This window comes from Phyllobacterium sp. 22229 (assembly GCF_052056495.1).
GTDB classification, from domain to species: Bacteria; Pseudomonadota; Alphaproteobacteria; order Rhizobiales; family Rhizobiaceae; genus Phyllobacterium; species Phyllobacterium myrsinacearum.
This window is the reverse complement of sequence record NZ_JBQEPA010000035.1, coordinates 20,336-38,170: the sequence shown is the minus strand read 5'-3', so window position 1 is coordinate 38,170 and position 17,835 is coordinate 20,336. Positions and strand designations below refer to the sequence as shown.

Here is a 17,835-nt window from a genome sequence, read left to right as displayed (position 1 = left end):
ATCAGCACCCGCAGCTTTGCCGATCGCCTCGAAACGCTGGCGCATGTGCGCGATGCCGGCATCAAGGTTTGCTCCGGTGCGCGCTGCTATCGCGTGCCATCGGTCGGCAATGTCGGGGCATGGCTTGCCGCCCTGCAGCGACGGGCACAGCGCGAGGCAACATTGGATCTGATGCACGGGGAGGCCGGTGCATATCTGGCAATCGTTAGAGCGGCGCCGCAGTGATGAGCATGCCGTTCTATGGAAAGGAGAAAGGCGATGAAAGCCGTGTTCTATGTTTTGGTCTGCTCCATCCTGACGATGAGCGCCGCCACGGCGCAGGTCCGGGTGAGAGACGCCGAGAATATCAGACTTGCCAGCCAGATCAGGGAATTGTCGCGGCAGATCCAGGCCGACACGTCCCTTGTCAAGGACCATACGCACCGAACCTTGCAGGCCGTCACCGGTGAACGCGGTCAGGATGCCGCGCTTTTTGCGAAACTGGCGACGGGTCAGGGCTTTTCCATGGCCGGAGCGCCTGACCTTGCCGCCGTCCTTCAGGCCAATCAGGCCGCGTTTGGCGGCATTGGCGCTCCATTCCAGAACAGCGCTGCAAAACTTATCAACGGCCTCAACCTGGTGAAATCGCTGGCCGATCAGTTTGGCAATGGTTCCACGGCAAGCAGCAGGAATTATGATCAGGCGGTGCGGAGCCTGACCACCATGGCCGCATTGACCGATGCCATGAATGCGGCGGCTAGGCAGCGCTCCGAGGGTTTTAACGATGCGGCGCGGCATGTCGGGGCTGCCGGCGATCTGAAAGGGGCTCTGGAGCAGAACACGCAGATGGTGCTGCAGGGCAACCAGACGACCAATGAAGCCGTCGGATCGCTGAACAGTCAGGTGCATCTGCTGTCCGAACAACAGCGCGCCGGTATCGCCGCCATGTCCGAGCGCAACAGGGCTCTGGCACCGATTGCCGTTAGCGATGCAAGAGGCAGCGCCTATGGCGATATCCGCGCCCGCCTGCAGGCACTGCAGCAGGAGAAGCGAAGCCGGCCATGAAAACGGGGATCGTCATTCTGATAGCCGGTGCGCTGGCATCGGCCTGCGCGGCGCGGTCGGAAAGACTGGCAAAATGTTCGTCACGCGACAATCCGATCGCAGCGAACGCCTATCTTCAGCCGCTGCCGCCCGCCGGTGCGCCGTTCGCGCTGCAGCCCGGACGTCTGACCGGTGACGGCTGCGGCCCGATGCGGCCGGTCAATCCGCTCCGCTTCGTCTCTGCGCCGCGGCGCACTGCACCATGAACCTGCTCGTTACCTTCTATGGTGATGCCATGCGCTTCTTCGACAAGGTCAATGGCGAGAGCATCGGCCGCGCCTGGAGCGTTCTGGCGGAAAACCGGTCTCTGGTGAGTCTGCTCTTTACCCTCTTCGTCATCCTCTACTGCTTGAGCGTGGCTCTGGGCTACAGCCGCGGCAGTCTTCAGGATGCCGCCGTCACCGGGCTCAAGGTGGTCATCGCCTATGCCTTCATCATGTCATGGCCGGATTTCAACGCGCTTGCCGGCCAGATTCTGCTGCACGGCCCCGAACAGATCGGTGCTGCCCTTGCCGCCAAAATGGGCGGCGTTGCCGTCGGTACCGAGGGGATGGCCGATCTTGTCCGCAATGTCGCGGTCAGGAGCTACAATTTCGCCTCCGCTGTCATGCGCGCCAATGATTCATGGGTATCGCTCAACATCGTCGGACTTCTTGCCATGTCCATTGTTCTTGTCGGACTGATACCGCTCCTTCTGATCCTGACGGGGGTTACCCTGTTCGGCAAGTTCATCATTGCCATCATGCTCGCCATCGGCCCTTTCGCCATCATGGCCTATTTCTTCAAACAGGCGCGTTTCCTGTTTGAAGCATGGCTGAAGGGCCTGGCCTTCGGCTTTTGCATGCTGCTCTTCACCTTCATCATTCTGGGCCTGTCCTTTTCCTTCCTCGACCAGATCATGGCCGCCATCGGCACCACCGATTTCGACAATACCGGCGTGGTGGCCAAGGTTGTCGCCCTTGCCTGCTATCTGCTGCTGATCTGCTATTTTGTCTGCAAGGTCCCCGATTTTGCCCAGACCTTCGCCTTCGGCACCGGTCTTGCCTTTCAGGGCATGGGCGGCGGCGGCGCCCGGCATGTCGCCATGGGCACCCTTACAACGGCACTGATCCTTAAGGGCGAAGCCGTCGCAGCCGCGCGGTCGGCAAGCGGCAGCCGGGGCGCCTTCGGCCCGCGCCCCGGCATCAGTCTTTTTTCCCGGCAGCTCACCGCGCGTCTGCGCGGCAGAAATAGGTAAGCAGAACCCGGATGAGTCCGTCGGTCGGCGCGCAAATCCGGTTGAAAAGACAGTGTTTTAAAACTAGAGTTTGATTTTATGGACTTCAGCAACCGGTCCGATCGCCGCGGGCGCATCGGACGCGATGTCAGGGTGATCGCATGGCTGGCAATGGCGAATGGGAAAGCCTCTACCGCGAGGGCGAAACCTGGCAAGGGCGCATGGGCCGGTTGCAGACGATGATGTCGCTGCTTCTTCTGGGCGCTGCCGCTGCCGGCTGGACCCTGGCCGGCATTCTGGCCTTCACCCTGTCGCAGATGTTTCCGCTGATCCGGTCGGAACTTGTGCCGCTCATCGTCGACAGAAACACCGGCTATATGGAAACGGTGACCACCCTTGCCCGGGATGGTGAAAAGGTCACGCAGCTGCAGGCGGTGCGTGCGGCCTTTGTCGGCAATTATGTCCTGCGGCGCGAGACCTATGATCCGCGCTATGTGGCCGACAATTACGACATGATCGGGCTGTGGTCGGATCCGCGCGGCGATGCCTTCAAAACCTATGAGGCCTGGATGAACCCCGCCAACCCGCGCGGGCCTGTCTCCGTGATCGGGACGGATGGAGACATCCGTCCCGAAATCCTCTCGGTCAATCCGTTGAATGCCGGCACCATGAATGTCCGCTTTGAAACGCGCGAAAGAATAAAGGGCGGCAATGTCGTCAACCGCTGGTCGGCAACTGTCCGCTACAGGCAGGTGCAATTGCCCGCCTCCAACCGTGTCAGGCTGTTCAATCCCTTGGGCTTTGTCGTGACCGATTACGTCCGCGTGCCGGAAAACATGCCGGGTGGGCTCACGCCATGAAACGCATGCTGCTTGCCTGTCTGTACCTGGCCGTGACACTTGGCGGCGCGTCGGCCGAACTGGTTGCCCAGCCGGGGCGCGCCGATCCGCGCGTGCGCAGCGTTGCCTATTCGGCCGATCAGGTGGTCGTTGTGACCGCAACCTATGGGCTCATCACCACCATTCTCTTCGGCGCGGACGAGGATATCCTCACCGTGGCGGCCGGCGACACACTCTCCTGGCAGATTGTTGTTGCCGCCAACAGGAAGGCTTTGAGCCTCAAGCCGGTCGAGAAGGACGCCCCGACCAACATGTCGGTGATAACATCCAGACGCAGCTATGCATTCGAGCTGCGGATCAACACGGCGAGCGTCGCACGCGAGCAGACCTTCAAGGTGCGTTTCATCTATCCGGAAGCAGCGGGGCCGCGGGGAACGGCCGAAATGTGGCGCCAGGCCGAGGCGGCGGCGAAAAACCCCAATCTGAAAAACCTGCGCCGCGACCGCTTGAATTTCGAATACGGCTTCAAGGGCAGCGATAGGGCGCGGCCAAGCTGGGTGTTTGACGACGGGGTGAAAACCTTCATGCAATTCACCGGCGATGTGCCTGCCATCCTTGCCGTTGATGACAGGCGGCGCGAAAGCCTCGTCAATTACCGGCGCGAGGACGATTATATCGTCATCGACGCCGTATCACGCCAATGGTCGCTGCGCTCCGGCGGCGACACGGAGACCTGCCTGTTCAACCTGCGGGCCGGTCCGGCGGACCTGCCCGCGCCCGTCCCGGGCGCCGTGCCACCGCGCCGCCTGGGCGGGTTCGTGTCGTTTCCCGCAAGCACGGCGGCCAGGCAATGACAGGTTCACCCATGCCCGCGCCGGACTATCAATGGAGGGACAGCGCGCCGGGAACGGCGGTCAGAAGGCGCACTACGCGGCGCGGCCGGGTCCTGGCGCTGCTTTTTGCCGTGCTCGGCCTCGCCGCCATCGCCTATGTCATTGCCGGCAATGATGGGCCGCCATCCGGACCCGTCGATTTGCCGCAGGGCGAGGAGTTTCTGCCGCTGACGGCGCCCCAGCAAGGAGCCTTTGCCCCGCCCCCGCCGCCGGCCATTCCGGCCGTTGTCGTACCGGCGGCGCCGTCGGGGATGGAGGAACAGGCAGCCCAGGCCGATCTTGCGCCCGCCACTCCGGCCGAACCCGATTGTGCCGACGTGATCGATGCACGCTCGGCGCGGCCCGAATGCATCGAACAGGACCGGCAACGCAAACTGCTGCAACGGGTTCATTCCAGCATCGTGGTCGTCGACAGCGCCGCCGCTGACATGCCGGGTGCCGGCGCGCAGTCCACCGCCTCGGGCGAGGCGGACCGGACACCGGCTCAGCCCGTCGCGACCGATGGCGATCGCGCTTTTCTTGCCCGCATGGGCGCGGCGCAGGTCGAAACCGCCGCGGCCCGGCAAATCAGGAGAACCGATGCCTGGATTGCTCAGGGCACCCTGATCCGCGCCACATTGGAAACCGCCATCAACTCGGATCTGGCCGGCATGGTCAAGGCCATCGTGCGCAAGGATGTCTATTCCTTCGACGGCCGCCGCGTCCTGATCCCGGCCGGATCCTCTCTGGTCGGTGACTACAAGAACGGCATGGCCCGCGGCCAGGAGCGCCTGTTCATCGTCTGGACCCGTATGCTGCGCGGCGATGGTGTATCGGTCCTGCTTGGTTCCTTTGGTACGGATGCACTCGGACGCTCCGGCCTTGCCGGGTCGGTCGACAGGAAATATTGGGAGCGGTTGGGGCCCCCTGCCCTCCTGACCATGATCGGCGGCGCCACGCAATATCTCGCCGCGCTGGGCAACCGGCAAAATCAGCCTTACACAACCATCGTCGATGCCGCGACCGGAACGCTGATCACCGTTCCGGCCGGCGGCAATGGGAGCACGGCCAACCCGCAGCAGATCGCGTCACAAACGCTTGCGGCCGGTATCCAGCAACTGGCTGCGGAAGCATTCAAGGATACCAGCGCCATCCAGCCGACGATCCGCATCGATCAGGGCAGCGAAGTTCAGGTCTTCGTGACCCGCGATCTCGATTTTTCCGGGCTTTATCCCGATCCGGTCCGCCAGGAGTTTGACCGCATGCGCCAGGCGCGGGGGCACAGATGACTCAGGCCCTTCCCGTCAGTCCGGCGCGCTATTTCCTGGACGAGGCTCTGGTCCCCATTCGCCACTTTCTCGACGATGCCGCCATTGGGGAAATCGCCTGCCAGAGACCAGGCGAGGTGTGGATCGAGCAGGCGGGGCGGCATGACATGGTCAGACACCGGGTCGATGCATTGGATGGGGCGGCCATCGCCCTGATGGCCGAACGCGCCGCGGCGCATTCCAATCAGATGATCAGCGCCGAACAGCCGCTTTTGTCCGTCACCCTGCCCGGCGGTGAACGCGCGCAGTTTGTGCTTCATCCGACCTCGGCCACCGGTCACTGCTTTGCTATCCGCAAGCAGAACCGTCGCCGTCTGACGCTTGCCGACTATGATGCCCTCGGTGCCTTCCGCTCCACACGCGTGGCCACAAACGCATTCACCGACGCGGTTGACGTCGAGCTGTCGCGCCTTTTGCGCAACAGCCGCATCCGGCCATTCCTCGAATGCGCCGCGCGCCATGGCCGCAGCATGATCATCAGCGGCGGGACGTCGACGGGCAAGACCACGTTCCTTAACGCCATGCTATCGGCCATTGCACCGCATGAGCGCTTCGTCATTCTGCAGGATACGCTTGAACTTGAACCATCCCAGGAAAACGTCGTTCTGCTCACCGCATCAAAAGGTGGCCAGGGCAGCGCCCGGGTGACGATGACCAGTCTTTTGGCCGCCGCCTTGCGGCTGCGGCCGGACAGAATCTTCATGGGCGAGATCCGCGGAGAAGAAGCCTTTGATTTTCTCAATGCCATCAATACCGGGCATCCGGGCTCCATGACAACCATTCACGCCAACTCGCCGCGCCATGCCTTTGACCGGCTTTCGACCCTGGTCCTCAACAGCGGCATCCGCATGGATCGGGCCGATATCATCGGGTACATCCGGTCCATTGTTCCGATCGTCGTGCAACTGACAAAAGGCGGCGAACACGGCGCGCGCGGCGTGAGCGAGATCTTTTTTGCCGATGAGGTCGACTGCCATGGCAAACGCAAACACGCCTGACTCGCGCCGCAACCATTCGGGCGCCCGCCGGCCGGTGCGATCAGACCGGTGGTGGAAATCGCCGGCCGCAACGCTGATACTGGCGCTTCTTGCCGCCGTCGCGCTCTGGCTCGGTATCTTTGCCGTGCTCCGGGATATCGCCATGCCGCCATCGGCCGGCGATGCCCGCCGCTTCCTGACCCTGGCGGCGCGGCGCGAGTCGTTGGGCCTGCTTGTGCTTTCCCTGATTCTCGCCGCACCGCTGATGTTCGCCGTTCTGACCCAGTGGATGCTCATGCGCGGCCGCACGATCTCCCGTTCTCTGCTTTATCACATGCATATTCGTTCCACGCGCCGGCTGGTCCAGTGCGTGGCAATCGCGCAATGTCTCAGCCTGACGGCGGTCGCCGTCTATTTCGTCACCTTCTATTGCGCGGCAACGATGTTCGAGCGGCGGGTTGAACTGGCGCGCTATCTTTCCGCACGGCCGCTTGCCATGGCAACCCTGCCATTTGCTTCCCGCATGGCCGCCAGTCCGTCTGTCCGGAAGGCAACCCTTCTGGCAGGTCTTTCAGCCCTTGCCAGCCTGTGCATTCCCATCGGCCTTGCCGTCTACCGGCGCCGGCGCCTCATCTACGGCAATGCCCGCTTGGCAACATTGACCGATGCTGCCGATTTCGGACTGCGCCGCCGGCGCGGCGTGGTGCTCGGCCGTCAGCGCGGCCGGCTTCTCATCGACGACAGCGACAGACATGTGCTGGTGATCGGCTCGCCCGGTCAGGGCAAATCGCGCAGCCTTGTCATCCCTTCGATCATGCGCTTCGGCGGATCCATGTTCATTCTTGATTTCGGCGGCGAACTGCATCGGGAGATGAGCGGCTGGCTGGGCGCGAACGGCTATCGGATCTACGTCATTGCACCGGGAAAGATCGAGACGGACTGTTTCAATCCGTTTGACTTCGTCAGTTCTGATCCGGTGCAGCGCATCACCGATCTGCAGAAGCTCGCCATGATGATCATGCCCGAACGCATCCGCTCCGATGCATCGGACTTTTGGGAAGAAAGCGCCCGCATCCTCCTGACCGCCCTGATGGCCTTCGTCATCGAATGCCCGGATACGCGCAAATCCCTGGGTGAACTGCACCGCATTCTGGGCGCCATGCCGGAGGAACATGTGGTCGTTGCCCAGCTTTTGAAAAAATACCGTCATCAGCTCAGCGACGCGACCTGCATGCAGCTTGAGAAATTCTGCGGGCGCCATGACAAGCTTGCGGAAGGCATCGCCGCCGAAATCGCCGCCAAGATCGATGTGCTGCAGAACCGGAATCTCGAGGCAATGTTTGCGGCGACAACGGTTCCGCTTGCGGCCATCCGCAACCGGAAAATGGCCATCTTCCTGGATGTCGATATGCAGACGGTGCGGGTGTTCGAGCGGTTTGTGTCCCTTATCATCGAAACTACCATGGACGTGCTCGTCCGGCAGGGCCCGCTGCGCGACGGCCAGCATGATGTCATGGTGATGCTCGATGAGTTCGGCAATGCCGGGCGCCTTGATACGATCCTTACCCAGGCCCCGCTGATGCGCAAATACGGCATTCGCTTTGTCCTGACCCTGCAGGACAGTGCGCAACTGGAACGCTTGTATCAGAAACCCGGCCGGGAGATTATCGCCGGGGCATCGACGCTCACCCTTTACATGAACTTCCAGAATCCGCGCGATGCCCTTCATGTTGCTGCCATCGCCGGCAAGACCACCGACTGGCTGCCGACGTCGTCATACAGTTACCGGCATGGCCGGCGCGATCGCCAGGTGTCAATGCTGCCGGTGCAACGGGAACTCCTGTCGGTTGCCGATCTGATGCTGTTGAAACCGGAAGAGGCAATCTTGCATGTGGCCGGCGCGCCGATCTTCAAACTGAACAAGATCGATGGCGGCAATGATCCGCGCTTTTGCGACTGTGCCAGATACCCCGCTGTTTCCCGGCCGCGCATGACCATCGTTGAAACACGCGACATGGCGCGCAAAAGTGCCAGTCATCCGCATGGCGCTTTGGTCTATCTGTCCAACCTGGACGGCTTGCGGCTGCGGCTCGGGCTTCAATCGCCGCTTTTGGGCACAGACGGCGGATGGCCGCATCGGCCCGGCGGCGGACAGGGCGAACTGTTCGGCAACCAAACGGCTGTCGTCCACCGGTCAAGTTCAGCGCGCGGCGAGGCTGAAAGTGGCGCGAAGGCAGGCTTTCGACAAGCGGTTGCGGATCATTGGGCCGCTTCTGATCACTGGCCTGATGGGTTGCCTTTTGCCGATCCAGCCGCGATCGAGGCGGCGCTCCTCGCCCTGCTCGACGAGGTCCGCCCATCCATACCGCCGCAGGCGGCAGAGGCCTTCAGAACGCTTGAAGAAGCCGTGTCCAACCCCTTGCAGGATGACGATGACAAGGCAATGTGACCGGTCAATTTCCTCAGTCCGGGATTGCCCCTTGGGGGCAACGATGATGCTTGCCGGTCTGCGCAGGCGGCCGTCGAGGGCATCAGAATCCGCGTTCCATACCAGGCGCTGCCGCCGTGCCCGGTCCGGCAGCGCGTTGCGCGCGGTCGTTCCTTCCCGGACGGCTTGCTCTGTTGCGCTCGGGCTGGCCGCGCTGAGAGTGAGAGGGCTGCGGGCTGCGCCGCGACGGTTTGAAGATCGGGAGAGAGGCTTCCGGCACCCGTCTTGGAGAACAGCCATGAACAATTCGGACATCATGAATGCCGCAGGCCATGCAAAGGTTGGCTACAAGGTCGATATCGGCCGGGGTGAGCGGATCGGCCGCGTGTCCTCGGAATGGTTTTCGCGCCCCGACGATGAGCGTTTCCTCTCCCTGCCGGAACTCTTCGACAAGGTGCACGATCGCAGTCTCCGCAGCTGGCACCGTCTGGTCGACAGTGCAGCGATCCGCGTTGAGGCACACCGCTCCGATGCGCAGAGCCTGTCCCTCGTCTGTCCCGGTGTGGCCGAACCACTGGTGCCGACGCATTGGAGTTTTGGCCAGCTTGCGAGCCTTGCCGGCGCCCCTGCTGCCTATCTGCGCCAGCTTCCCGCATCGATCGCCGGCCTCAATCTGCAGCATGGCCTGGCCTCGAACCGGACCGCACCGGTCAGGACCCTTGCGACACGCAATGGCCATTGTGAACTGCGTGCGGTGACCGGACCCGGTTACGGCCGCGTCTTTGACCATGAACTGGTCGATGCCGTCCGGCGGATCGCGGGCAATGGCACCGGTGACACGCGCTGGAAGGTGCCAGGCACGCTCGACTGGTCAACCAGCATCTACAGGCCGCGCGTCGAGGTCACCAAGGCGACCACGACGCTCTATGCCAGCGACCGCGACATCTTCCTTTTCCTGGTCGATGACCTCAATCCGGTCGAGGCGGGACATCTACCCGATGGGTCGCCGGATCTCTTCTTTCGCGGCTTTTATTGCTGGAACTCGGAGGTTGGCGCCAGAAGTCTCGGCATAGCCTGTTTTTATCTGCGCGCCGTGTGCCAGAACCGCAATCTCTGGGGCGTGGAGGACTTCCAGGAAATCACCATCCGGCATTCCAAGCACGTCGCCGCTCGCTTTGCCCATGAGGCCGCACCGGCGCTTGCGCGGTTTGCCGATTCCAGCGCTGCGTCCTTTGTCAGAACCATCAAGGCCGCGCGTCAGCGGACCGTCGCCGCCACGGACGAGGAGCGTGCGGGCTTTCTGCGCAACTGTGGCTTCAGCGCGACTGAAACCGCAAGGATCATCGCGTCAGTGCTGGCCGAGGAAGACCGCAAACCGGCAAGCCTCTTTGATTTCGTTCAAGGCATCGCCGCCGCGGCGCGTGACCAGACACATCAGGATGCGCGTCTCGCACTGGAAGCCAAGACGAAGTATCTGCTGGATCGGGCCGCCTGATCTGGGCGCAGGATGATGTGCCGGCCGCCCTCTCAAAGCAAGGGGTAGGCCGGCACTTCGTGACGGGTTGGAGGCTGAGAGAGAGGCTCCCAGTCGCCCGTCATGGAGTGTACTGCGATGGTAAAATCATCCCGGAAAATTACCCTGTCGTCCTCGCGCGACATCCCCTTCGACCGGCTTGTCATGTCGAAGGCCAATGTGCGGCGGATCAAGGCCGGCGTGTCGATCGAGCAATTGGCGGAAGATATCGCCAGACGAACCCTCCTGCAGAGCATCACGGTTCGGCCCCTGCATGATGCCGACGGTCGCGAGACCGGCATGTTCGAAATTCCGGCCGGCGGGCGCCGCTACCGGGCGCTTGAACGGCTGGTCAAACAGAAGCGCCTTGCCAAGGATGCGCCAATACCCTGCATCCTTCGCGAAGACGGCTTCGCCGAGGAGGATTCGCTTGCCGAAAACATGCAGCGGGCACCTCTCCATCCGCTCGATCAGTTCCGCGCCTTCCTCGTCTTTCGCGAGAAAGGCATGTCCGAAGAGGAGATCGCCGCCCATCAGTTCGTTTCGGTGGCTGTCGTCAGGCAGCGCCTGCGCCTTGCGTCGGTATCGCCTAGATTGCTTGAGGTCTATGCCGATGACGGCATGTCCCTTGATCAACTCATGGCATTTACGGTCAATGGCGACCATGCGCGACAGGAACAGGTGTTTGAACAGCTCGCACAAAGCAGCTATGCCAGGGAACCGCATTTCATACGCCGCATGCTGACGGAGGGCGCGGTTCGCATCACCGATAAGCGGGCGCAGTTCGTCGGCGTCAACACCTATGCCGCCGCCGGTGGGGCCATCATGCGCGATCTGTTTCAGGGCGATGATGGCGGCTGGCTGCAGGATGCCGGCCTTCTCGACAGACTGGCGGCGGAGAAATTGCGCGCGCACGCGGCGCTCATCGCTGCCGAAGGCTGGAAATGGATCGAGGTTGCGCCGGATTTTCCGTATGGTCATACCTTTGGCCTGCGCCAGCTTCGCGGCGAGCCGGCGGCTCTGACCCAGGAGGAATCGGCCAGCCGCGCCGCGCTTCAGGCTGAATTGGATGGATTGGAGGACATCTATGCCTGCGCCGACAGCCTTCCCGCCGACATCAGCGAACGGTTTGACGCGATCGGGATGGCGCTGGTTGAACTCGACGACAGGCCCGTCCTGTTCAATCCGGACGAGACGGGCCACGCCGGTGCCTTCGTCAGCATCGACGGCTCGGGTAAGGTCAGGGTCGAACGCGGCTATGTGCGCCCCGATGATGAGACCCTCGTTGAAGCGGATGCCGATCTGCCGGCTGAAGCGGATGCTCGCGATCAGACGGAACAGGATCGCAGTGCCGCTCCATCTTGCGCACAAAACGTTGAAGATGAAGAAGGCGCCGGGCCGATCTCTGATCGTCTGCTGGCCGAGTTGACGGCGCATCGCACGCTGGCGCTGCGCCATGCACTGGGTGCGCAGCCCGATACGGCTTTTCTTGCCGCGCTGCATGCCTTGACGCTGCGTGCATTCTATCCCCACGCAAGCGAAAGCTGCATGGCATTGGAGCTGAAGAGCGCCGGCTTTGGTGCACAGGCGCCCGGCTTCAATGACAGCCCATGGGCTGGTGCCGTGCATGGCCGCCATCAGGCTTGGCTCGCAAGGCTTCCGCACGAGCCGGGCATGCTGTGGGAGGCGCTGCAAGGTTTTGACAGTGACAGCCGTCTGACCCTGTTTGCACATTGCGTGTCACTGTCGGTGAACGCAATGGTGGATGCCTATACGCGCCCGCCGCGCGCCCTTGCCCATGCCGATCAACTGGCCATGACGCTTGCGCTCGATATGGCCGCAGCCGGATGGGAGCCTACCGTTGCCTCCTATCTCGGCCGCGTGACCAAGGCGCATATCCTGGCGTCGGTTCGTGAAGCAAGGGGAGCGCAGGCCAGCGATCGCATCGCCCATCTCAAACGAGGCGATATGGCCGAGCAGGCGCAGGAGCTTCTTGCCGGTACCGGTTGGCTGCCGCAAGCGCTGCGCACGCCAGGCTGCACCATCCTTGCCCCCGCAGATCCCGTCTCCGCCGCCGGCGATCGCGCAGATGAACCGGCGGAAACGGCCAAGCAAGGGGGCACCCCCGCGTAGAACGCCAGACCAAATATTCACGCCGCATCCGGGGCTGCCCGCCAAGGCGGCCCCATTTGTCAAGGAGGCCATCATGATTCCTGCTGCCGAGCTTGCACGGCGACTGGCCGACCAGGCCGAGGCCGTGTGCCGCCATTATCTTTTCAACGGCCATCGCGAGGGGCGCTACTGGTGCGTTGGCGACGTGCGCAACACGCCCGGACGGTCGATGTTCGTTCGACTGGACCGCGGAGAATGCGAAAGGGACACCCCAGGCAGGTGGATGGACGCGGCCACCGGCGAGTATGGCGATCTTCTCGACATCATTGCCAAGGCGCGTGGCCTGACCCGCTTTACGGACATTGCCGCCGAGGCCCTGCGCTTCCTCGACGGGTCGCACGCCCAGCCCGAACGCGTCTCTCGCCAATCGGATGCCGGCCAACGCGCATCCGGAACGCCGGACGCGGCGCGGCGCCTGTTTGCACTGGCACACCCCCTTGCCGGCACGCTTGCTGAAAAATATCTGCACGGGCGCGGCATTACCAATCTCCATGGAACCGCGAGCCTGCGGTTCCATCCGCGCTGCTACTATCGCCCGGATGCGCACTCGCCCACCGAGACCTGGCCCGCGATGATTGCCTGTGTCACCGACCTTGCCGGTCATCAGACCGGTGCGCACCGGACCTGGCTTGATCCTTTCGGGCATGGCAAGGCGCCCATCGATACGCCGCGGCGCGCCATGGGCAAGCTGCTGGGGCATGCGGTCCGCTTTGGATGGTCGGGCGAAGTCCTGGCCGTGGGCGAAGGCATCGAGACAATGCTGTCATTGCGCTGTGCCCTGCCGCATATGAGCATGGCCGCTGCGCTTTCGTCCGCCCATCTGGCCGCACTCCTGTTTCCGGCCACGCTCTGCCGGCTCTATATCGCGCAGGATGCCGATCCTGCCGGCGACGCTGCGCGTGACACCCTGCTTGCGCGCGCGGCTGCGGCTGGGATCGAGGCGATTGTACTGTCTCCGGCGCTTGAGGACTTCAACGAGGATCTGCGCCGCGCCGGGATCGAGGCGCTTGCCGCAGGCCTGCGCAGGCAGCTCATCGCGCAGGATGTTGCTCGGTTCCTGTCACCGCCGCCATTGCCCGGCCGGTAATGCCGCCTGGAGGGTTCGCAGCATCCCTTGTACGACCCTTTTCCGGCAAGCGCGCCCCGGCCTTCTCCAGGGCGATCGGCCGGCAGACGGCCGGGCCCCGCAACGGCTGCGGCCAGCGATTTTCCGGCGCGCTCAGCGCGCTTTCCATCGCGAGGCAAAATCGCCGCCCTTCGCCATCCTGCGCTCGCGCTGCGGCCCTTCGCATGGCTGCGGGTGCAGGTCCAGTCCGCCCGCCCGCTTGTCTCGCCATGAAGGCCGCGCGGTCGCGGTCCAGCCAAGGGAGGTTCCCATGCACGCGCATAACGACCATGAGTTGCATCATCTGGCATCGTCCACCGACCATCTCCTGACCGAACTTCAGCTTTACGGCTATCGTCCCTTTGCCGACGAACCTGATCCCCGTCCGCTTCCAGAAGGCGCCAGAGTGGCGGGCGCCGTGGCCGACATCTTTGACGCGCTGATCGCCACGCTCGCCGACACACGCCTTGAACCCGACCTTGATGTCTTGCTCTGGTCGGCTGTCAACCTCTTTCACCGCGCCACGGAACGGATCGTGCGTGAGCTCGACAGCAACGAACAGAGCCAGCGCCGCAACCAGCGCGAGCAGGATGGCAGCGAGGTGAAGTCGGTTGAACTGGAACGTCTGACGGCCGAAGGGCAGACACTGATTGAACGCCAGGATGCCTTTGAGCTGATGCGCGATGAAGCCGCCGCACATTATGAGCGCCACACAGGCTCTGCATGGCATCCACGCGCCGGATCCATGGTCAATCACAGGGCTCTGACCTCCGCCATGATCGACAGCCGCGATTTCCTCCAGGCAAGAAAACGCGCTGCGCAAGAGGTACTTCTGCCAGCCGGACCGAAAATCGCCTTCAGCGGCGGGCTCGATTTCAATGATCACCGCCTGATCTGGTCGACGCTCGACCAGGTTCACGCCAAGCATCCTGACATGGTGTTGCTGCACGGCAAGTCACCGAAAGGCGCCGAAAGGATCGCCGCGTGCTGGGCCGATCATCGCCAGGTGCCGCAGATCGGTTTTGTTCCCGACTGGGCGCGACACGCCAAGGCCGCACCGTTCAAGCGCAACGATGTCATGCTGGAGGTATTGCCGATCGGTGTCATTGTCTTTCCCGGCACGGGCATACAGGACAATCTGGCCGACAAGGCACGCAAACTCGGCATTCCCGTCTTCGACTGCCGACGCAAACAAGGCGGCCTATAGGCACCTCCCGCCATTGTGCTCCCTGCTGTCAGGAGCGGGGAGCTTGCTGTCTCGTTTGGGGTGAACGGCAGCCGGGAACAGCTTGGTCCGCCCCGTGTTTGCATGGTGGAAATGGCTGGTCAACTGGCTGATCCCATTGCGCTGGCAGATTACATGGACAAGGCATGGCAGTTGCCATCTGACGACAGCGCTGGCCACCCCTCCTATGCGCAAAGGCTTTCCGCTGTGGGATATGATGAACTGCCCATCCCAGAGCCCATATCGAAAGCAGCACTTGCCGCGCTTTTGGCTGGAAATGCCGCTGACAGATATAGTGCCGGGTTGGATACGGCGTGGACCAATAGAATAGCCAACCTTCTGCAATGAAAACACATGTTGCATGCCAGACTGATGCACCGTCCATCAAGCACCGCTATGGGATAATTTGCATAGTTAATATGTTGCCCCAAATTTGTGCGGTGTTACTGTGTCAGCGTTAGGGTCTTTCCTCCCAGAACTCCTGACGATGAGTGCATCGTCACCGGCTGGCTTTCTCCGCCATGCCGGGCGTCTTCTCCCCATGACGCTGTCCGAAACTGCTCGCCACGACCTTTCTTGCTGGCTTGTCTTACACCGGGTTTGCTTGCTGTGCCGCCGACCATGATCCCGCAACCGCGCGATGCTGACCTTCTTCCCCGCCCTGCTCGGCTGATGCCGGCGTGGCTTCCTCGCGCGCCAAGAAGCTCTTCCCCGCGCAGCCCTCCATTGCATTTCTGCCCTTCGGGTGCGTGCCGGTCGCCCGGTGTTCTGCGATCGCCATCAAGGCCGCGGTGGTCGCGTCCTGATACAGCAACGGAGAAGACAAATGGCTCAGATCGGCACTTTCACCCGCAACGATGACGGCTCTTTCGCCGGCGTGATCAAGACCCTCAACCTTAACATCAAGGCCCGCTTTGTTCCGGCCGAGAAGGAAAGTGACAGGTCACCCGACCTGCGTGCCTTCGCGGGTACCATCGAGATTGGCGCCGGCTGGAAGAAGATCGCAAAGGAGACCGGACGTGACTATCACTCGATCAGGCTCGACGATCCGAGCTTCCCCGCTCCGATCTATGCCAGCCTCGTCGCAAATGATGACGGCTATGCGCTCATCTGGTCGCGTTAAGGCCACCAATCGCCGGCCGCGGCACTCCACCCGGAGCGCCGCGGTCTTGCAATGCGGCGGCCGCAACGGTGCAAGACGCTGCGCGCCGCCGGGGCCGATGCCACCGCATCCCGATGACTGCTGCTCCGTCTTGCAACAGCCCAATGCCGGCACAATGCCAAATGCGCTGATCGCCTGGACACATCGCTCAACAGGGCAAGTCAGAGGATCGAGCGCAGCAAGAGCTCAAGCTCGCCTGTGCTGAGTTCATCGCCTTGCGCCAAAATCGATCGAACGTAAGCGATCTTCTTTCGGATGCCAGCAAGGCTTGCGACCGGATAGGGCAGAAATGCCAGCCAGGCCGCCTCTGCCGCCGCGCAGGCCATCTCCAGGCGCTCGTCCAGCGGCCGCCCGTCTGCATCACCCTGCGCCAGCAGGCCAAACAGCCCATCTATCTCCAGCCTTGCTGTCCTGTGCCGTTCAATGGCCGTTTCGAGCACCATTTCCTCAGATTGATCGGGCTCAGGCCAGGGTATTCCGGATTGCATGGCTTCTGGTTCCCAAGGCTGCCGGCAGACGATGCAGACCGGCCGTGATCAAGTGCGGCGGCACGCGCCATGGGCAGCGATGGTTGATCTGCCCGGGCGAACAACACACCATCCTTGCGCTCAGGCTTGCCGCATTTCATCGGAGCGCAGGCCGTGCTATAGGGATGGTTCCTCTCGTGCCATTTAACTCACTTATACAGAATAGTTAAATCAATGCCAAGCCCCCTTGCCGCCCAGCGGAAAAGCCTTGCATTTTCATCCCGGGTGCTGCGGCGCATCATGGACAATCCACGCAGCAACGAGACGGCCCAGTCCCGCCTGAAGCAAGTCGGCATGATGAGCGTTCTTTATCACATGCACATCAGCCATATTCCGCTGACGCTGACCACGATTATCGGACAAACCGGCCTGACGCGCTCCGGCGTGGCCGAGACCGTCGATCAACTGCTCGCACGGCATATCCTTGCCGAAACGATGGAGAGAAACAGCCTCGGCCGGGGGACGGCAAGACGGTTTCATATCGATGAAGACCTGTTTGAGCACCCGGATGCGGATTGAATAGGCGGTCGGCGCGGGGCAGCACGTCGGCAATTGGCGCAGACAACAGATGCAGCGCGGACATGTCAAGCACGCTCGGGGCCAAACGGACCGCTTGATCCCTTTGCTCCTTCGGTTGCGGGCGGTCACAGACCGCAGGTGTCAAAGATATAGCCGCAGGCGCGAACGGTCTTGATCGGCGTGCCGGTGTTGCCGTTGCGCAGAATCCGGCGCAAGCGACTGACATGGATGTCCACCGATCGCGGATTGACCCGTGCCGCGTCATCCCACAGGACCGGAATGAGCGCCTGCCGGCTGTGAACGCGATCGGGATAACGCAGCAAATGGTACAGCAGGCGAAATTCGATCGGCGGCAGGTCCAGTCGCCGGCCGTTGCAGGTGGCCACATGCCCCGGCACATTGATCGCCACATCGCCTTGACGCAGGACCTGCTCCTCCGATCGAGGCGCACGCGCCGCGGACACCGTTCTGGCGAGGAAGCGCAGCAGCCGATCAGGGATCAAAGGCCGGAGAAACCCTTCATCCATGCTTCCGGAGGGCACACGCATCAATTCGCGCGATCGGTCGGCCCTGATCAGGGCCGCCATCGGGATGACCGTACCACTGCTCCTGGATTTGATCTGCTGGGTTAACGCGGACAGGCCGCAGCCCTCACACGCCGTATCGGCGACAATCGCCTGGGGCATCTCGTTCTCCAGGACCGCCAGCATTTCGGCTGGTGAACTGGCCAGAACGCTGGCATAGCCTTCAGCCTCCACAATGTGTCGCAACAGCAGACAGAGCTCGGTATCGTCAGAACAGATCGCGATCACAGGTTTTGCAGCCATGCCCGCCTCTTGTGCAGTCCAGGATCAGATCATCGGCGCAAG

The 17,835-nt window shown here is 62.6% G+C and carries 18 protein-coding genes; 16 read left to right on the top strand and 2 right to left on the bottom strand.

The features are described from left to right. From ACTJJ7_RS26965 to ACTJJ7_RS26895, 15 genes are all read left to right on the top strand, one after another. Positions 1–225, top strand: a 225-nt coding sequence (locus tag ACTJJ7_RS26965; RefSeq protein WP_440969390.1) for a hypothetical protein, incomplete at its 5' end; no start/stop codon positions are given. A gap of 33 nt (positions 226–258) precedes the next feature. Then, entirely contained in the window at positions 259–1,044 is a 786-nt protein-coding gene (locus ACTJJ7_RS26960) for a conjugal transfer protein (protein ID WP_105738274.1), read from the top strand. Next, positions 1,041–1,289: a hypothetical protein gene (locus ACTJJ7_RS26955; protein WP_105738273.1), complete on the top strand. Its 249-nt coding sequence runs from the start codon at positions 1,041–1,043 to the stop codon at positions 1,287–1,289. The genes ACTJJ7_RS26960 and ACTJJ7_RS26955 overlap by 4 nt, the downstream gene beginning before the upstream one ends. Beyond that, positions 1,286–2,320, top strand: a complete 1,035-nt coding sequence (locus ACTJJ7_RS26950; protein WP_440969388.1) for a type IV secretion system protein — start codon at positions 1,286–1,288, stop codon at positions 2,318–2,320. The genes ACTJJ7_RS26955 and ACTJJ7_RS26950 overlap by 4 nt, the downstream gene beginning before the upstream one ends. A 140-nt stretch (positions 2,321–2,460) precedes the next feature. Continuing rightward, complete coding sequence (locus ACTJJ7_RS26945; protein WP_440969387.1) at positions 2,461–3,159, top strand: virB8 family protein; 699 nt, start codon at positions 2,461–2,463, stop codon at positions 3,157–3,159. After that, positions 3,156–3,992 (top strand): TrbG/VirB9 family P-type conjugative transfer protein, encoded by an 837-nt coding sequence (locus ACTJJ7_RS26940; protein ID WP_440969386.1) that lies wholly within the window; start codon positions 3,156–3,158, stop codon positions 3,990–3,992. The genes ACTJJ7_RS26945 and ACTJJ7_RS26940 overlap by 4 nt, the downstream gene beginning before the upstream one ends. Positions 3,993–4,459: 467 nt before the next feature. Beyond that, entirely contained in the window at positions 4,460–5,299 is an 840-nt protein-coding gene (gene virB10, locus ACTJJ7_RS26935; protein ID WP_440969389.1) for a type IV secretion system protein VirB10, read from the top strand. Further along, positions 5,296–6,336, top strand: a complete 1,041-nt coding sequence (virB11, locus tag ACTJJ7_RS26930) for a P-type DNA transfer ATPase VirB11 (protein WP_105738268.1) — start codon at positions 5,296–5,298, stop codon at positions 6,334–6,336. The genes virB10 and virB11 overlap by 4 nt, the downstream gene beginning before the upstream one ends. Then, the gene (locus ACTJJ7_RS26925) at positions 6,314–8,764 is read left to right on the top strand and encodes a type IV secretory system conjugative DNA transfer family protein (RefSeq protein WP_158531358.1); all 2,451 of its coding nucleotides are present in this window, start codon (positions 6,314–6,316) and stop codon (positions 8,762–8,764) included. The genes virB11 and ACTJJ7_RS26925 overlap by 23 nt, the downstream gene beginning before the upstream one ends. A 277-nt stretch (positions 8,765–9,041) precedes the next feature. Beyond that, on the top strand, positions 9,042–10,238 hold the full coding sequence (locus ACTJJ7_RS26920) for a DUF932 domain-containing protein (protein WP_105738266.1): 1,197 nt from the start codon (positions 9,042–9,044) through the stop codon (positions 10,236–10,238). Between the two features lie 117 nt (positions 10,239–10,355). Continuing rightward, complete coding sequence (locus ACTJJ7_RS26915) at positions 10,356–12,389, top strand: ParB/RepB/Spo0J family partition protein (RefSeq protein ID WP_440969385.1); 2,034 nt, start codon at positions 10,356–10,358, stop codon at positions 12,387–12,389. Between the two features lie 73 nt (positions 12,390–12,462). Then, entirely contained in the window at positions 12,463–13,515 is a 1,053-nt protein-coding gene (locus tag ACTJJ7_RS26910; RefSeq protein ID WP_440969384.1) for a DUF7146 domain-containing protein, read from the top strand. A 289-nt stretch (positions 13,516–13,804) separates the two neighbouring features. Continuing rightward, a complete protein-coding gene (locus tag ACTJJ7_RS26905; protein ID WP_105738263.1) occupies positions 13,805–14,740 on the top strand; it encodes a DUF2493 domain-containing protein in 936 nt (311 codons plus the stop codon). Positions 14,741–14,851: 111 nt separating this feature from the next. Continuing rightward, entirely contained in the window at positions 14,852–15,106 is a 255-nt protein-coding gene (locus ACTJJ7_RS26900; RefSeq protein WP_440969383.1) for a hypothetical protein, read from the top strand. 478 nt (positions 15,107–15,584) lie between these two features. Then, positions 15,585–15,881 (top strand): DUF736 domain-containing protein, encoded by a 297-nt coding sequence (locus ACTJJ7_RS26895; protein WP_105738260.1) that lies wholly within the window; start codon positions 15,585–15,587, stop codon positions 15,879–15,881. A gap of 200 nt (positions 15,882–16,081) precedes the next feature. On the opposite strand, the gene ACTJJ7_RS26890 is transcribed toward ACTJJ7_RS26895, so the two are convergent. Then, positions 16,082–16,408 (bottom strand): hypothetical protein, encoded by a 327-nt coding sequence (locus tag ACTJJ7_RS26890; protein WP_130502137.1) that lies wholly within the window; start codon positions 16,406–16,408, stop codon positions 16,082–16,084. A 213-nt stretch (positions 16,409–16,621) separates the two neighbouring features. On the opposite strand from ACTJJ7_RS26890, the gene ACTJJ7_RS26885 reads away from it, so the two are divergent. After that, the gene (locus ACTJJ7_RS26885; protein WP_105738258.1) at positions 16,622–16,966 is read left to right on the top strand and encodes a MarR family transcriptional regulator; all 345 of its coding nucleotides are present in this window, start codon (positions 16,622–16,624) and stop codon (positions 16,964–16,966) included. Between the two features lie 125 nt (positions 16,967–17,091). On the opposite strand, the gene ACTJJ7_RS26880 is transcribed toward ACTJJ7_RS26885, so the two are convergent. Then, positions 17,092–17,793, bottom strand: a complete 702-nt coding sequence (locus ACTJJ7_RS26880) for a winged helix-turn-helix transcriptional regulator (RefSeq protein WP_440969382.1) — start codon at positions 17,791–17,793, stop codon at positions 17,092–17,094. Positions 17,794–17,835 lie beyond the last annotated feature (42 nt).

Bases quoted from the DNA above. Each gene is read 5' to 3' on its own strand.
- ACTJJ7_RS26960 (WP_105738274.1), top strand. From the start codon at position 259: ATGAAAGCCGTGTTCTATGTTTTGGTCTGCTCCATCCTGACGATGAGC.
- ACTJJ7_RS26955 (WP_105738273.1), top strand. From the start codon at position 1,041: ATGAAAACGGGGATCGTCATTCTGATAGCCGGTGCGCTGGCATCGGCC.
- ACTJJ7_RS26950 (WP_440969388.1), top strand. From the start codon at position 1,286: ATGAACCTGCTCGTTACCTTCTATGGTGATGCCATGCGCTTCTTCGAC.
- ACTJJ7_RS26945 (WP_440969387.1), top strand. From the start codon at position 2,461: ATGGCTGGCAATGGCGAATGGGAAAGCCTCTACCGCGAGGGCGAAACC.
- ACTJJ7_RS26940 (WP_440969386.1), top strand. From the start codon at position 3,156: ATGAAACGCATGCTGCTTGCCTGTCTGTACCTGGCCGTGACACTTGGC.
- virB10 (WP_440969389.1), top strand. From the start codon at position 4,460: ATGCCGGGTGCCGGCGCGCAGTCCACCGCCTCGGGCGAGGCGGACCGG.
- virB11 (WP_105738268.1), top strand. From the start codon at position 5,296: ATGACTCAGGCCCTTCCCGTCAGTCCGGCGCGCTATTTCCTGGACGAG.
- ACTJJ7_RS26925 (WP_158531358.1), top strand. From the start codon at position 6,314: ATGGCAAACGCAAACACGCCTGACTCGCGCCGCAACCATTCGGGCGCC.
- ACTJJ7_RS26920 (WP_105738266.1), top strand. From the start codon at position 9,042: ATGAACAATTCGGACATCATGAATGCCGCAGGCCATGCAAAGGTTGGC.
- ACTJJ7_RS26915 (WP_440969385.1), top strand. From the start codon at position 10,356: ATGGTAAAATCATCCCGGAAAATTACCCTGTCGTCCTCGCGCGACATC.
- ACTJJ7_RS26910 (WP_440969384.1), top strand. From the start codon at position 12,463: ATGATTCCTGCTGCCGAGCTTGCACGGCGACTGGCCGACCAGGCCGAG.
- ACTJJ7_RS26905 (WP_105738263.1), top strand. From the start codon at position 13,805: ATGCACGCGCATAACGACCATGAGTTGCATCATCTGGCATCGTCCACC.
- ACTJJ7_RS26900 (WP_440969383.1), top strand. From the start codon at position 14,852: ATGGCTGGTCAACTGGCTGATCCCATTGCGCTGGCAGATTACATGGAC.
- ACTJJ7_RS26895 (WP_105738260.1), top strand. From the start codon at position 15,585: ATGGCTCAGATCGGCACTTTCACCCGCAACGATGACGGCTCTTTCGCC.
- ACTJJ7_RS26890 (WP_130502137.1), bottom strand. From the start codon at position 16,408: ATGCAATCCGGAATACCCTGGCCTGAGCCCGATCAATCTGAGGAAATG.
- ACTJJ7_RS26885 (WP_105738258.1), top strand. From the start codon at position 16,622: ATGCCAAGCCCCCTTGCCGCCCAGCGGAAAAGCCTTGCATTTTCATCC.
- ACTJJ7_RS26880 (WP_440969382.1), bottom strand. From the start codon at position 17,793: ATGGCTGCAAAACCTGTGATCGCGATCTGTTCTGACGATACCGAGCTC.